At 71.4% G+C, this 14,469-nt stretch carries 11 protein-coding genes and 1 pseudogene; 8 read left to right on the top strand and 4 right to left on the bottom strand.

The annotated features are described in order from the left end of the window. Nucleotides 1–395: 395 nt before the first annotated feature. The 6 genes from V5E28_RS30250 to V5E28_RS30275 all read left to right on the top strand — a co-directional run bounded on the left by V5E28_RS30250 (nucleotide 396) and on the right by V5E28_RS30275 (nucleotide 7,578). Complete coding sequence (locus V5E28_RS30250) at nucleotides 396–1,631, top strand: glycosyltransferase (protein ID WP_336211912.1); 1,236 nt, start codon at nucleotides 396–398, stop codon at nucleotides 1,629–1,631. A 47-nt stretch (nucleotides 1,632–1,678) separates the two neighbouring features. Then, nucleotides 1,679–3,826 carry an RNA polymerase recycling motor ATPase HelR gene (helR, locus tag V5E28_RS30255; protein WP_336211914.1) on the top strand — a complete coding sequence of 716 codons (2,148 nt, stop codon included), beginning with the start codon at nucleotides 1,679–1,681 and terminating at the stop codon, nucleotides 3,824–3,826. A gap of 257 nt (nucleotides 3,827–4,083) precedes the next feature. Further along, complete coding sequence (locus V5E28_RS30260) at nucleotides 4,084–5,007, top strand: ABC transporter ATP-binding protein (protein ID WP_336211916.1); 924 nt, start codon at nucleotides 4,084–4,086, stop codon at nucleotides 5,005–5,007. Nucleotides 5,008–5,019: 12 nt separating this feature from the next. Then, nucleotides 5,020–5,724: an ABC transporter permease gene (locus V5E28_RS30265; RefSeq protein WP_336211918.1), complete on the top strand. Its 705-nt coding sequence runs from the start codon at nucleotides 5,020–5,022 to the stop codon at nucleotides 5,722–5,724. Further along, nucleotides 5,721–6,944 (top strand): sensor histidine kinase, encoded by a 1,224-nt coding sequence (locus tag V5E28_RS30270; RefSeq protein WP_442945893.1) that lies wholly within the window; start codon nucleotides 5,721–5,723, stop codon nucleotides 6,942–6,944. Before V5E28_RS30265 ends, V5E28_RS30270 begins: the two co-directional genes overlap by 4 nt. Beyond that, complete coding sequence (locus V5E28_RS30275; RefSeq protein WP_336211920.1) at nucleotides 6,937–7,578, top strand: response regulator transcription factor; 642 nt, start codon at nucleotides 6,937–6,939, stop codon at nucleotides 7,576–7,578. The genes V5E28_RS30270 and V5E28_RS30275 overlap by 8 nt, the downstream gene beginning before the upstream one ends. Here V5E28_RS30275 and V5E28_RS30280 read toward each other — a convergent pair. The 3 genes from V5E28_RS30280 to V5E28_RS30290 all read right to left on the bottom strand — a co-directional run bounded on the left by V5E28_RS30280 (nucleotide 7,559) and on the right by V5E28_RS30290 (nucleotide 9,859). Continuing rightward, a complete protein-coding gene (locus tag V5E28_RS30280; protein WP_336211922.1) occupies nucleotides 7,559–8,431 on the bottom strand; it encodes an LLM class F420-dependent oxidoreductase in 873 nt (290 codons plus the stop codon). The two genes, V5E28_RS30275 and V5E28_RS30280, sit on opposite strands and share 20 nt — an antisense overlap. A gap of 96 nt (nucleotides 8,432–8,527) precedes the next feature. Continuing rightward, nucleotides 8,528–8,806: a hypothetical protein gene (locus V5E28_RS30285; RefSeq protein ID WP_336211924.1), complete on the bottom strand. Its 279-nt coding sequence runs from the start codon at nucleotides 8,804–8,806 to the stop codon at nucleotides 8,528–8,530. Between the two features lie 171 nt (nucleotides 8,807–8,977). After that, nucleotides 8,978–9,859, bottom strand: coding sequence for an RNA polymerase sigma-70 factor (locus tag V5E28_RS30290; protein ID WP_336211927.1), 882 nt, complete (start codon nucleotides 9,857–9,859; stop codon nucleotides 8,978–8,980). Between the two features lie 112 nt (nucleotides 9,860–9,971). Between V5E28_RS30290 and V5E28_RS30295 the strand changes: the two genes are divergently transcribed. Next, nucleotides 9,972–12,878 (top strand): BTAD domain-containing putative transcriptional regulator, encoded by a 2,907-nt coding sequence (locus V5E28_RS30295; RefSeq protein ID WP_336211928.1) that lies wholly within the window; start codon nucleotides 9,972–9,974, stop codon nucleotides 12,876–12,878. Between the two features lie 79 nt (nucleotides 12,879–12,957). Beyond that, a complete protein-coding gene (locus V5E28_RS30300) occupies nucleotides 12,958–13,716 on the top strand; it encodes an SDR family oxidoreductase (RefSeq protein ID WP_336211930.1) in 759 nt (252 codons plus the stop codon). 36 nt (nucleotides 13,717–13,752) lie between these two features. Here V5E28_RS30300 and cpt read toward each other — a convergent pair. Beyond that, nucleotides 13,753–14,324 (bottom strand): annotated as a pseudogene (gene cpt, locus V5E28_RS49680) (chloramphenicol phosphotransferase CPT). Between the last annotated feature and the right edge of the window lie 145 nt (nucleotides 14,325–14,469).

Raw genomic sequence — 14,469 nt, forward strand, 5'->3', positions numbered from 1 at the left:
AAGGCACGGATGGAATCGAACTGCGCGCACGCCAAACGCCCCGACAGAATCCGGGGCGCGAGAGGCAGCGCGAGGGAGCAGCATAACGCAAATTACAAACGGGTGTCTACACGTACTATAAGCGTCAACCCTCGGTGCCGTGTTCATCGTCCCACAGCCAGGAGAACTCGTCAACTCCTATGATCGCGGTGCCTGACGGCTTCACTGCCCCAGGACGCAGAACTACTCGTTGCGCAGGAGGTTGTCCGTCCACAGCAGGAGGATGACGGGAAAGGGGAGTACCCGCTCCTTTCCACTCTCAACGTATAGCGCACCGGGGGGCTTGCGGCAAGACCCGGGTCGTGCCGCAGAATCGTCGGCCGAGGCCAGAAAGCTGCGTAATGGGGGATGCGAAAGTGCGGGTGTTGTTGTCGACGTATGGGTCGCGCGGGGACGTCGAACCGGTCGTGGGACTCGCGATGCGGTTGCGGGAGCTCGGCGCGGAGGTGCGTGTGTGCGCGCCGCCTGACGAGGAGTTCGCGGAGTTGCTGGCCGGTGTCGGCGTGCCGCTGGTGCCGGTCGGCCTGTCGGCGCGCGCGCTGACGACCGCGGCGCCGCCGCCGTCATCCCTGCCCCGGCGCGCGGCCGAGTTGATCACCGGCCTGTTCGACGTGGTTCCCGCGGCGGCCGAAGGATGTGACCTGTTGGTGGCGACCGGCATGGTGCCGGCAGCGGCCGGTGCGCGGTCGGTGGCCGAGAAACTGGGCATCCGCTCGGTGTCCGTGACCTTCCAGCAGCTCACCCTGCCGTCGCCGCACCGTCCGCCGCTGGCGTATTCGGGCCGGCCGTTCCCGCCGGACGTGACCGACAACCGGGTGCTGTGGGAGCTGGACGCCCAGAGCATCGACGCGCTGTTCGGCGAGGCGCTCAACGCCAACCGGGCGTCGATCGGCCTGCCTCCGGTGGACAGCGTTCGCGACCACGTCATCGGCGACCGGCCGTGGCTGGCGACGGACCCGATCCTGGACCCGTGGCAGGAGACGCCGGACCTCGACGTCGTACAGACCGGGGCGTGGATCCTGCCTGACGCTCGCCCGCTCCCGGCCGAGTTGGTGGCGTTCCTGGACGCCGGCACACCACCGGTGTACGTGGGCTTCGGCAGCATGCCCATGCGCGCATCGGCGGACGCCGCCCAGGTGGCCATCGAGGCGATCCGCGCGCAGGGCCGCCGCGTGCTCCTCGCCCGCGGCTGGGCCGGCCTGGCTCTCATCGACGACCGGGACGACTGCTTCGTCGTCGGCGAGGTCAACCAGCAGGCACTGTTCGGCCGGGTGGCCGCCGTCGTGCATCACGGCGGCGCGGGCACGACGACGACCGCCGCCCGGGCCGGCGCGCCTCAGGTGGTGATACCCCAGGCGGCGGACCAGCCATACTGGGCCGGCCGGGTGGCCGACCTGGGCATCGGCACGGCACACGACGGTCCGGCTCCGACGACCGAGTCCCTGTCGGCCGTGCTCAGGACGGCCCTGACCCCCGAGACCCGTGCACGAGCGACCGCCGTGGCCGGCACGATCCGCGCCGACGGGGCGACGGTGGCCGCGAAGCTGCTGCTCGACGCGATCAGCCGAGAAAGGCCGCCGGTGTCCGCATGAACCACGTGGACCCGCCGAGCCAGGAACCCAGAATCGGAGCTGAAGACGTGAATTCCTTGACCACCAGCGCGTTCGACCTTCCCGACAACCTCACCCTCAAGGCCGACCCCGGGCTGATCGCCGGCGACGAGCAGCACTTCGCGGCCATCGCGGAGAGCCTCGAGCAGTCGATCGCCGACCTGTCCGACCGCCTCGACGCCGAGCGCATGGCGCCCGGCGGCAGAGGCCGGCAGGCGCTGGACCGGGATCTGGAGGTCCACCGGCTGACCGCTCGCCTGCGCGCACTGCGTCGCTTCGGTCTGGACCTGTGCCTCGGACACATGGTCAGCGCGGACAACCCCGAGCCCGTGTACATCGGACGACTCGGCCTCACGGACAGCGCGGGTCGTCGGCTGCTGCTCGACTGGCGTTCCCCCGCGGCCGAGCCGTTCTTCGGAGCCACCCACGCCAACCCGATGGGCCTGGCAAGCCGCCGCCGGTATCGCTGGACCCGCGGCCGGATCAGCGACTACTGGGACGAGGTGTTCACCTCGGACGGGTTCGAGGGGCACGCCGCGCTCGACGACCAGTCCGCATTCATCGCCAGCCTGGGCGGCAATCGGTCGCCCCGGATGCGAGACGTGCTCGGCACCATCCAGGCCGACCAGGACGCCATCATCCGCGCGGGATCCCGCGGCGCTCTCGTCGTCGACGGCGGTCCCGGTACGGGGAAGACCGTCGTCGCTCTGCACCGCTCCGCCTACCTCCTCTACTCCGACCCTCGCCTCGGTCACCGCCGGGGCGGCGTGCTGTTCGTCGGTCCGCACCAGCCCTACCTGGCCTACGTCGCCGACGTCCTGCCCAGCCTCGGAGAGGAGGGCGTGCAGACCTGCACCCTGCGGGACCTCGTCACCGAGGGAGCCGCAGCGGCGGTCGAGGCCGACCCGGACGTGGCGCTCCTGAAGTCGTCCGCGAACCTGGTGAAGGCGATCGAGCCGGCCGTCAGGTTCTACGAGAACCCGCCCACCAAGGGGATGACGGTCACGACCCACTGGTCCGACATCTGGCTGAGCACCGACGACTGGGCCGAGGCGTTCGGCGCGGCAGAACCCGGTACTCCGCACAACGACGCGCGCGACCAGATCTGGGAGGAGTTGCTCACGATCCTGATGGACAAGCACGACGAGGGCGCCCCGGCTCACCTGCTCCGCAAGTCGCTGCTGCAGAACAGGGAGCTGCTCACGACCTTCAACCGCGCCTGGCCGCTGCTCGAAGCGGCCGACCTCGTAGGAGACCTGTGGACGGTGCCCGCCTACCTGCGGATGTGCGCTCCGTGGCTCAGCCCGGAAGACGTCGGAAAGCTGCAGCGCGCTGACGCCCAGGCCTGGACGGTGTCCGACCTGCCGCTCCTGGACGCGGCACGGCAGCGGCTCGGGGACCCGGAGGCGTCACGACGTAAGCGCCGGCAGGAAGCGGCTCTCGCCGCCCAGCGCGAGCGCATGGCCCAGGTCGTCGACTCCCTGATCGAGGCCGATGACGACGGCGAAGGCCTTGTGACACAGCTGCGCCGGGAGGACCTCCAGCGAAATCTGGTCGACGAGTCCGAGCTGCCCACCCTCGACCCGGACCTGCTCGCCGGCCCGTTCGCGCACATCGTCGTGGACGAGGCCCAGGAGCTGACCGACGCGGAGTGGCAGATGTTGCTGCTGCGGTGCCCGTCCCGGAGCTTCACCATCGTCGGGGACCGTGCCCAGGCCAGGCACGGGTTCACCGAGTCGTGGCAGGAACGGCTCGAGCGGATCGGGCTCGACCGGATCAACCTGGCGGCCCTGAGCATCAACTACCGGACGCCGGAAGAGATCATGGCGGAAGCCGAGCCGGTCATCCGGGCCGTGCTCCCGGACGCCAACGTGCCGACCTCCATCCGCAGCAGCGACGTCCCCGTCGTTCACGGATCTGCTTCGGATCTGAGCTCGATCCTCGACACCTGGCTCTCCGCACACGCCGACGGGATCGCGTGCGTCATCGGCGATCCCACATTCCGGACGACGTCCCGCGTCCGGTCGCTGACGCCGGAGCTGTCGAAGGGCCTCGAGTTCGACCTGGTCGTCCTCGTCGACCCAGAGGCGTTCGGCAAGGGCATCGAAGGAGCGGTCGACCGCTATGTGGCGATGACCCGGGCGACCCAGCAACTGGTCATCCTCACGAGCTCCTGACCGTCACCCAGCTGTGCCGCCGCCTCCGGTCAGGCGCAGATCTCGACCGGTGAGACGTCGGGAAGGTCGGCCGCCCACTCCGAGACCCGCCGGGCCGCGGCGGGTCCTCCGCAACCAGAGTCAGGCATCACCGCCAATCACCCCGGATGACTTGCTCGCCATCCACCGAACGGTGGATCCTCCGGTCAGCCGCATCCGCGGCCGATCATGGCCGCCAGGTCGATTCGCCGCGAGCGCCGGCGAAAGATGCTTGAGCCATGGCAGTCATCGAGGTAACCGACCTCAGCAAGAGGTACGCGGATCTGACGGTTCTGGACCGGGTGTCGTTCTCCGTGGAGGAGGGTGAGATCTTCGGCATCCTCGGCCCCAACGGCGCCGGCAAGACCACCAGCGTGGAATGCGTGGAAGGGCTGCGGCGGCCGGACGGCGGGTCGATCAGGGTGCTCGGGCTGGACCCGACCAAGGACAGGCGCGCGCTGCGCGAGCGGATCGGCGTGCAGCTCCAGCACACGCAGTTGCCGGAGAACATCAAGGTCTGGGAGGCGCTCGACCTCTATGCCGCCTTCTACGCCAAGCCGCGCGACTGGCGTGAGCTGGTGGACCAGTGGGGGCTGGCCGACAAGCGCAATGCCCGCTTCGGGAAGCTGTCGGGAGGCCAGAAGCAGCGGTTGTTCATCGCGCTGGCGCTGGTGGGCAACCCGAGGGTGGCGTTTCTCGACGAGTTGACCACGGGTCTCGACCCGCAGGCCCGCCGGGCCACCTGGGAGCTGATCAAGCAGGTGCGCGCGAGCGGCGTGACGGTGGTTCTGGTCAGCCACTTCATGGACGAGGTGGAGGAGCTCTGCGACCGGGTCGCCGTCTTCGACCGCGGTGGCATCGTCGCGATCGACACCCCGGCGGGGCTGATCGACGGGGTCGACGCCGAGCGGCAGATGAAGTTCACGCTGATGGCGGGGGACCCCGGCGACCCGGTCGGTCTGCTCAAGGAACTGCCTGGCGTGTCCAGCGTGATCAGGACCGGGAACCGGGTGGTCGTCACGGGCCGAGGCGACTTCGCCTCAGCCGCCACCGCCCAGCTGGCTCGCCATCACGTCCTGGTCAGCGATCTGCGCATCGACACGCGCACCCTCGACGACGCGTTCGTCGCCCTGACCGGCCGCTCGTTCTCCTCCGACCACTGACGGGACACGCTGATGACCATCCTTGCCAAACTCACCACCGTCGAACTGAAGCTGCTGGTCAGGGAGCCGGGATCGATGTTCACGATCCTCATTCCCCTGTTCATCCTGGTGATCTTCGGCAGCTCGATCGAGCCGGGAGACACCCTGCTCCTGCCGATGTCGCTGGCCATCGCCGTGGGGCTGGTGGCGCTGTACATGTTGCCCACCACCATGGCCACCTATCGCGAACGGGGCATTCTGCGCAGGCTCTCCACCACTCCGGTACGGCCCGCCACCATGCTGGTGGTGCAGCTGATCCTCCAGCTCGTCCTCGCGCTGACCGCCTGCACGTTACTGCTGGTCGTCGCCGGCACCGTACTCGGCGCTCATCTGCCGACCAGGGCGCTGCCGGTCGTGGTGACCTTCCTGCTCGGCACGGCCGCGATGTTCGCCATCGGCCTGCTCATCGCGGCCGTCGCGTCGAACGGGCGCTCCGCCAACGGCATCGGCGTCCTGCTGTACTTCCCGATGGCCTTCCTCGCAGGTCTGATGCAGCCCCCGCATCTGATGCCGGTTATCCTGGCCCGTATTGGCGAGTACACCCCTTTGGGGGCTTTTAGGCAGGCTCTTCAGGATGTCTGGGCGGGCGGCTCTCCGAGCCTCCTCCTGTTGGGCGTGATGGCCGCGTACGCGGTGATCATCAGCGCCGCGGCGGCCAGGTTCTTTCGTTGGGAGTGAGCTTGACGACGGCGGACACGCGTCTGGACCAGTGGGAGAGGCGCCTGGAGCACCAGATGGCCGCCGCGCCGTACGTCCTCCTCGTGATCTCCACGGCGCTCCACTGGCTCATCGACGAGCGGCCGTGGAGCCACCGCCTCGCCACGCTCGGCCTCGCCGCGCTCGCCGCCGCCTGGATCTGGCTGATGGGGCGCGGCCCGATGAAAGCCCTCTACGTCACCGGGCTGGTCATCCTGATCGCGGCGCTCGGCACGCGCGGGCTGTGGTTCGTGGCCTTCTTCGGTTTCACGGGATACCTCCACTCGTGGCGGGACCTCAACGGGAAGTGGAAGTTCGCCGGGGTCGCCGCCACGGCGGCGGTCAGCGTCGCCGCCTACAGCGGCGGGCCGCCCGACCCCACCCCGTCCGGCATCCTCACCTACCTGTTCTTCACCGGCGCCATCGTGGCCCTGGTCGGCCTGTTCAGCTTCGTCGGCGACATCACGATCGAGCGCAGCGCCCAGCGCAAGAGGATGGTGGCGCAGCTCGAGGAGGCGATGCGGGAGAACGCGGGCCTGCACGCGCAACTGCTGGTCCAGGCGCGGGAGGCGGGGGTGCTCGACGAACGGCAGCGCATGGCGGGGGAGATCCACGACACCCTCGCGCAGGGACTGACGGGCATCATCACCCAGCTTCAGGCGGCGACCCAGGCCAAGGCGGACGAGGACGAATGGCTGCGTCACATCGACAACGCCACCCGCCTGGCGCGGGACAGCCTCGCCGAGGCGCGCAGGTCCATCCACGCCGTCGGTCCCGGCCCTCTGGAGTCGACCCCGCTGCCCGCCGCGCTCACCGCTGTGGCCGCGGAATGGTCCGGCCTCAACGCGGTACGCGCGGAGGTCATGACGACTGGTCCGGTCCGCCCCATACATCCGGAGGTCGAGGAAACGTTGCTCCGCACGGCCCAGGAGGCCCTCGCCAACGTGGCCAAACACGCAGGCGCGACCCGCGTCGGGCTGACCCTGTCGTACATGGAGGACGTGGTCGCCCTGGACGTGCGCGACGACGGCGGCGGCTTCGACCCCGAGCGGGTCCGTGACGGCGGCGGCTTCGGCCTGACGTCGATGCGCAAGCGGGTGAGCCGCCTGGCGGGCACCCTGGAGATCGAGTCCGAACCCGGCGCGGGCACCGCGATATCCGCGAGCGTCCCCGCCATCCCACGGGAGACACTGCGTGCCTGAAGCCCCCATCCGGCTGCTGATAGCCGACGATCACCCCATCGTCCGCGACGGCATCCGCGGCATGTTCGCCGGTGACCCGCACTTCGAGGTGCTCGGCGAGGCCGGAGACGGCGCGGAGGCCGTCGAACTCGCCCGGACACTGAACCCCGACGTGATCCTCATGGACCTGCGCATGCCCACGATGGACGGCGTGACGGCCATCAAGGAGCTCGCCAGGCTGGGCAGCACGGCACGCGTCCTCGTCCTCACCACGTACGACACCGACAAGGACGTCCTGCCCGCCATCGAGGCCGGAGCCACCGGCTACCTCCTCAAGGACACCCGCCGCGAGGACCTCGTCCGAGCCGTCCACACGGCGGCGCGGGGCGAGGCCGTACTCTCCCCCTCGGTCGCCACCCGGCTTCTCGGCCAGGTGCGGGCTCCCGCCGACCCGCTGAGCGCGCGGGAGCTGGAGATCCTGCGCCTGATCGCCGAGGGCAACACCAACCGCGAGGCCGCGGCACGCCTCTTCATCAGCGAGGCCACGGTCAAGACCCACGTGCTGCACATCTACGCCAAGCTCGGCGTCAACGACCGCGCGGCGGCGGTCGCCGTCGCCTTCCGGCGCGGCCTGCTCAACCCGGAGAAGGACTGACCGCCAGCCCGAACCGCTGGGCGAACGCCGACATCTCCTCGCGTTGCCGGTCCGGCTCGGTGGTGGTGGTGTTCACGACGACGCGGGTCACGCCTTGCGCGGCCAGTGCCTCGACCTGTTCGACGGTCATGTCCGTCGACCCCCACCGCGTGTACTCCAGCGTTCGCGGGTCACGGCCCGCCTCGGCGGCGGTCGACCGGGCGAGGTCCATCTGGAGAGCGCGCTCGTCCAGATCGAGCGCGCCGCCGGGGAAGTAGCCGTCGCCGCGGCGACCGACCCGGCGGGCCGCCGGCCGGCTCGATCCGCCGATGTGGATCGGCAGGTGCGTGACCCCGTGGGGCTTGGGGAAGATGCACACGTCGTCGAAGGCGAAGAACTCCCCGGCGTAGCTGACGCCGTCCTCGCCGCCGCCCCAGAGCAGGCGCATCACGTCGATCGCCTCGTCGGCCCGGCGGCCGCGGGTGCCGAAGTCGACCCCCACGGCCCGAGCCTCACCCGGCAGGATGCCGAGCCCCACGGTCAGCAGCCGCATCCGCCCCTTGGACAGCACGTCGATGGTCGCCAGGCGTTTGGCCAGGGCCACCGGATGGTGGTAGGGCAGCAGCAGCACACCTGTCCCGAGCAGGATCCGCCGGGTGGCCGCCGCGACGAAGGTCAGGCAGTCGAGCGGATCGGCGTACGGCAGCGACGGCGGGATCTCGTAAGGCCCGAACATCGCCCCGGGATAGAGCACGAGGTGCTCCGGCAGGTACAGCGACTCGAAGCCGCAGTCCTCGGCATGCCGGGCGTATGCCGTGATCTTCTCAGGGTCGACGCCGTTGTAGGCCGTGTTGTAGCTGATCCCGAACTTCATCGTCGTTCCTCCGGTGCACCGCGATGGCCGCACTGCCGTCGCATCGTGGCCACGCTAGAACGTTGTCACCGGCGTCAAGGCAAACCCGCGCCCGGATCACTCCTTGCCTGCGAGGTCGCCGCAGGTGAAGCCGACGGTCACCTTGTCGATCAGCCAGCAGATTCCGACGATCAGGCAGACGGCCGGGATGAGCACCAGCAACAGGAGGACCAGAGTGCCCATGAGCCGGCCGAGCAGGACCGACTGATCGATCCCCGCCTGCTGCGGGTTGATGCCGAAGATGCCGTAGATCTGCTCCATGCCGATGTAGAGCACGGCGTAGAGGGCGACGGCGATCGGCGCCACGATCGAGCCGATCCGCTCGATCAGCCCCATGACCCCTCCGCCGGAATCCGTGTCAGACGGAGGGGCGTCGTGGCTGGCAGGGCGACTATCCGCACGTTCTGGCGACAAATGCTGGTCGATCACGACCGAGGAGTGTAAAGGACGCCTGTGTACGGCCTGCAGCCAGGAGATGCACCACCGCACTCACCCGGTGACGTCGGGTTATCGGGAGAACCCGGCCAGCTTGGCGGGATTCATCACCCACATGAGCTGATCGATGCCCTGGTCCGAAGCGCCGATGGTCAGCAGGGCGGTGATGGTCCCATCGTGCGACACCAGCACCCCGGGCCGCCCGTTCGCGTCCACCCATTCGATCTCGGAGCCGGGCCAGAACCGGGGCGCGAACGCCACCACGACCTTCGAGACGCGGACACGCCCGAGCACCGGAATGTGCGAGGCCCCGCGCACCGCGCCGCCGCCGTCGGAGTAGCTGACGACGTCGGAGGCGAAGAGCTCCTCCAGCGCGGCGAGGTCGCCCGTACGGGCCGCGACCACGAACACCTCCAGGAGCCGGCGGTGCTGCGCCGAGCTCACGGGCTCACGCCGCTCGGTGGCAATGCGCTTGCGCGCACGGCTGACGAGCTGCCGGGTGTTGGCCTCACCGAGCTGGAGGATCGCCGCGATCTGCTGGTACGGGTAGTCGAACGCCTCCCGCAGCACGTACGCCGCCCGCTCGGTGGGCGTCAGCTTCTCCAGGAGGAACAGGACCGCCAGCTCCAGCGCTTCGCCGCGTTCGGCGCCCATCGCCGGGTCGGCGCTGGTGTCCACCGGCTCGGGCAGCCACGGACCGGCGTACGTCTCCCGCCGCGAGCGGGCGGACTGCGCGACGTTGATCGCCAGGCGGGTCGTCGCCGTCGCCAGGAACGCGGCCGGGTCCAGGACGACGGTGCGGTCCGTGTTCTGCCACCGCATCCAGACCTCCTGCACGACATCCTCGGCCTCCGCCGCGCTGCCGAGGATGCGGTAGGCGATGCCGAAGAGCCGGGGACGCAGGTCGACGAAGACCGCAGCGGCCTCGTCGAGCCGCGAATCCCCCGAGTGCATGATCGTGCCTGCCTCCGCTTTCGCTCCCCAGCAGCCTACGTGGCCACGGTGTCCGGGCATGGGCGGGGGCCCGCCCTCGCGGCCGCAGGCGCCGCCAGCCAGAATGGGCGGCGTGCGGTTCGGCATCCTCGGCCCGGTGGAGGCCTGGTCCAGCGACGGCGTCCGGACGCCCACCGGCGGGCCGCGGCTGCGTGCGGTGCTCGCCCTGCTGCTGGTGGACGCGGACCGGGTGGTCAGCGTGGAGCGCCTGGTCGCCGCGCTGTACGGCGACATGCCGCCGCCCGCCGCGGCGAACGCCCTGCAGTCGCAGGTGTCCAGGCTCCGCCGCAGGCTGAGCGCGGAGATCGAGTTCAATCCCGCGGGGTACCGGCTCGCGATCGACCCCGGCCACGTGGACGCCCACCGGTTCGAGCGGCTCGCCCGCGAGGGCGGGCAGGCGCTGGCCGCCGGCGACTTCCACAAGGCGGCCGATGTACTGGGCGAAGGCCTCCGGATGTGGCGCGGCCCGGCACTGGCGGACGTCCGGGAGGTGCCGTTCGCGGCGATGGAGGCGGACCGGCTGGAAGAGCTGCGCGTCACGGCCGTCGAGGACCGGGCCGAGGCCGCGCTCGCGCTCGGCCGGCAGGGGGATCTGGTGCCCGAGCTCCGGGCGATGGTGGCCGCGCACCCGCTGCGGGAGCGGTTGCGCGCTCAGCTCATGCGCGCGCTGGACGGCGCGGGCAGGCAGGCGGAGGCACTGGCCGTGTTCGACGACGCGCGGCGGACCCTGGCCGAGGAGCTGGGCGCGGATCCGTCCGCCGAGCTGGCGCGGGCGCACCTGGCCGTGCTGCGCGCGGAGCCCGCCGCCCGCCCCGGCCTGCCGGCCCAGCTCACCGGCTTCGTGGGCCGCGCCGAGGACCTGGCGCGGGTCGGCGCGCTGCTTGGCACGGCCCGCCTGGTCACGCTCACCGGCCCGGGCGGGGTGGGCAAGACCCGGCTGGCGATCGAGGCGGCGCGGCGGCAAGCCGGCGAGGTGTGCTTCGTGGACCTGGCCCCGCTCGACCACGGCGCCGAGGTGCCGCAGGCCGTGATCGCCGCGCTCGGACTGCGCGCATCCCGGTTGCTCCCGCCGGGGTCGCCCGAGCCCGCCGCCCGGCTGGTCGCGGGGCTCGCGGACCGTGCGCTGCTGCTCGTCCTCGACAACTGCGAGCACGTCATCGGCGAGGTGTCCCGGCTGATCAGGCGGCTGCTCAGCGCGTGTCCCCGGCTGCGGGTGCTGGCCACCAGCCGGGAGGTGCTGGGCATCACGGGCGAGTCGCTGTGCGCGGTGTCCCCGCTCGCCGTCCCGGGCCGCGCGGTCACCGCGGAGGAGGCGCTCGGCCATCCGGCCGTACGGCTGTTCGCCGACCGGGCCGCGCCCGCGTTCGTGGTGGACGATGCCGGCGTGGGGGCGGTGGTGCGGATCTGCGCGGCGCTCGACGGTCTGCCCTTGGCCATCGAGCTGGCCGCAGCCCGGCTGAGGGCGCTGACGGTGCACGAGGTCGCGGCGCGGCTCGACGACCGGTTCGGGTTGCTGTCGCGTGGCGACCGTACGGCGGCGCCCCGCCACCAGACCCTGCGCGCCGTGATCAGGTGGAGCTGGGACCTGCTGGAGCCGGACGAGCAGGTGCTGGCCAGGCGGCTGACGGTCTTCGCCGGAGGCGCCACCCTGGAGACGGCAGAGCGCGTCTGCGGCCTGCCGGGCACCGCCGACCTCATGGCCGCTCTGGTGGACAAGTCCCTGGTGGAAGCGGCCGGCGGGCGCTACACCATGCTGGAGACCGTTCGCGCGTTCGGCGCCGAGCGGCTGGCCGAAGCCGGCGAACAGGACACGTTACGGCGTGCGCACGCCACCTGCTTCCACGACCTCGCCGAGACCGCCGACCTCTACCTGCGCGGCGCGCGGCAACTGGAGTGGATGGCCGCGCTCGCCGCCGAGCAGGGCAACCTGCACGCCGCACTGCGCTGGGCCGGTCGCACCGACCCGAGCCTGGGACTCCGGCTGGCCGCCGCGCTGTCGTGGTTCTGGTGGCTCGGCGGCCTGCGCCACGAGAGCGTGCCGCTGACAGCCGGACTCGTCGCGGCGCTCCCCGCCGGGCCGCCCGCCGAGCTGGCTGAGGAGTATCTCCTGTGCGTCGCGGACTCCGCCTCGCCCGAGCTGGAGCAGGCCAAGTCGGCGGTGATCGCCCGTGGCCGCCCGCTGCGGCGACCGCACGCCCTCTTCCTGTACGGCATGGCCATCGCGCCCATGGCCACCGACCCGGCCGAGTGGGCCGGGGTGCTCGGCCCCGACGCGTGGGCGCAGGCCACGATCGGGCTGAGCGAGGGCTACCGCCTGCTGGTCGGCGGCGACGCCGGCGAGGCGGAGGCGACGTTCCTCCGCTCGCTCGACGGATTCCGCTCGACCGGTGACCGGTGGGGGATCGCCATCGCGCTGGACCGGCTGGCCCAGGTCGCCGAGCGGCGGGACGACCATGCGCGCTCGCGGGCGCTGACCGGCGAGGCGCTCGCCCTGCTCGCCCGCCTCGGCGCCGCCGAGGACACCGCCGATCTGCTGACCAGGCGGGCGTACGGCCTGCTGCGCGACGGCGAGCACGCCGCCGCCCGCCTCGACTACGAGCGCGCCGCCGAGCTGGCCCGTACGGCCGGCGCCTCGGACGCGCTGGCCGGTGCGCACTGGGGGCTCGGCGAGCTCGCGCGACTCGGCGGCGACCTGGCCGGGGCCCGCCGCCTGTTCGGACTCGCCCTGGAAGGGTGCGCCGGCGGGGCGCTGAGCACCGAGCGGACGCGCTACCGGACGCTGATCGGGCTGGCCCGGATCGCCCAGGCCGAGGAAGACACGGCCGGGGCCCGGCGACGGCTGCACCAGGCGCTTCAGATCGCGCTCGACCACCCGGACGATCCAGAGGTGGCCGAAGTCGTCGCGGCCCTCACCACAGGCGCGGCCACGACCCGGCAGGAGGTGCGCGCCCTGCTCCGGCTCGCGTCGCGCGGTGCGTGACGGTCGGCGTCCGGTGCGTGGCCGGTCAGCGCCTCCCGCGAGGCTGCTCGCGTACGGACCAATCGACGAGAGGCTCGACATGGCAGATCTGAGCGGCAGGACGGCACTGGTTACGGGCGCGTCGCGGGGCATCGGCCGGGCCGTCGCGGAGCGGCTGGCCGCCGACGGCGCGCTGGTGGCAGTGCACTACGGCGGCGACGACGCCGCGGCGGCGGACACCGTGTCCGCGATCGAGCGGGCCGGCGGCAAGGCGTTCGCGATCAGGGCGGAGCTCGGCGTGGACGGCGACGTGGACACCCTGTTCGCGGCGTTCGGCGACAGGTGCGCCGGGCTCGACATCCTGGTGAACAACGCGAGCAGCGGACCGGCCGGTCCGATCGAGGAGACCACTCCCGAGGCGTTCGACCGCATCTTCGCCGTCAACGTCAAGGCGCCGTTCTTCATCCTCCAGCGCGCCCTCCCGCTGCTGCGGGACGGCGGCCGCGTCATCACCGTCTCCTCGGTCAGCACCCGGATCGCCACGCCCGTCCAGACCTCGTACGTGATGACCAAGGCGGCCGTCGAAGTCATGGGCCGCACGCTCGCCAACGCGCTGGGCGCCAGGCAGATCACCGTCAACACCGTGACACCCGGCGCCACCGACACCGACATGAACAAGGAACTGTTCGAAGTCCCCGGCGTCACGGCGTACCTGGCGGGCCAGACGGCCCTCGACCGTATCGGCCGGCCCGCCGACATCGCCGCCGCCGTCGCCTTCCTCGCCTCCGACGACGCCCGGTGGATCACCGGCCACGTCCTCGACGCCAGCGGCGGCATGTATCTCGGCCCACGGCTCTAGGCGCGATCCCATCAGAGGACGATGTCGGTCACGTCCTCACGTGACATGAGCGGCGATGGTTCGCGCGCACTCCATCGACTCGTCACGCGTGGTGTCCACCTCCAGGTCGTAGCGCACGCCCCGGTGGACCACCTCGGCCTGCGACACGGCCATCCCGGTGACCCGGTCGCCGCGTGCGACCTCACGTCCCGCGGCGACCGAGCTCTCACACCTGACGCCGGCCCACAGCAAGTCCAGTCCGCCCAGAGCCTCCTGCCACCGCTGCTGGGACGCCGCCCCGCCGAGGAGGACCCGTCGATGACGACCCGGGCGCCCGCACGCGCCATCGCGGCGATCCCCTCCATCCACGCGGCTTCCAAGCTCCTGAACTCCGGCCCGACGATCACCTCGCCGTCGGGGGTGACCTCGATCACCGCCCCGGACGAGGGCATCGCCCCGATCAGCGTGTCCACCCCGAAGGCCAGCCAGGGATCCGGCAGGACCGCCTGTAGACACCGGACGATCCCGGACTTGCCCGAACTGGACCCGCCGTTGAGAACGATCACCTGCGAGCGCGTAGAGATACCAAGCGCGTAGAGATACCAGAGGTTCGGCCTCCGCGAGGTCACGCGGCCTGGCGGTGTCGAACCCGGGCGCGCGGCCGAGCAGCACGCTGTGGATGGACACCCACAGCAGATACAGGTAAGGGAACTTCACCAGCCGTGTACGAGCCGCCACCCGCCACGCTGGAACACCTCCGGGAAGCCGGCGCGC

The sequence above is a fragment of the Nonomuraea sp. LPB2021202275-12-8 genome (assembly GCF_037044575.1).
Taxonomy (GTDB): Bacteria; Actinomycetota; Actinomycetes; order Streptosporangiales; family Streptosporangiaceae; genus Nonomuraea.

Coding starts and splice junctions, on each gene's coding strand:
- V5E28_RS30300 (WP_336211930.1), top strand. CDS start 12,958: ATGGCAGATCTGAGCGGCAGGACGGCACTGGTTACGGGCGCGTCGCGG.
- V5E28_RS30285 (WP_336211924.1), bottom strand. CDS start 8,806: ATGGGGCTGATCGAGCGGATCGGCTCGATCGTGGCGCCGATCGCCGTC.
- V5E28_RS30280 (WP_336211922.1), bottom strand. CDS start 8,431: ATGAAGTTCGGGATCAGCTACAACACGGCCTACAACGGCGTCGACCCT.
- V5E28_RS30290 (WP_336211927.1), bottom strand. CDS start 9,859: ATGCACTCGGGGGATTCGCGGCTCGACGAGGCCGCTGCGGTCTTCGTC.
- V5E28_RS30260 (WP_336211916.1), top strand. CDS start 4,084: ATGGCAGTCATCGAGGTAACCGACCTCAGCAAGAGGTACGCGGATCTG.
- V5E28_RS30265 (WP_336211918.1), top strand. CDS start 5,020: ATGACCATCCTTGCCAAACTCACCACCGTCGAACTGAAGCTGCTGGTC.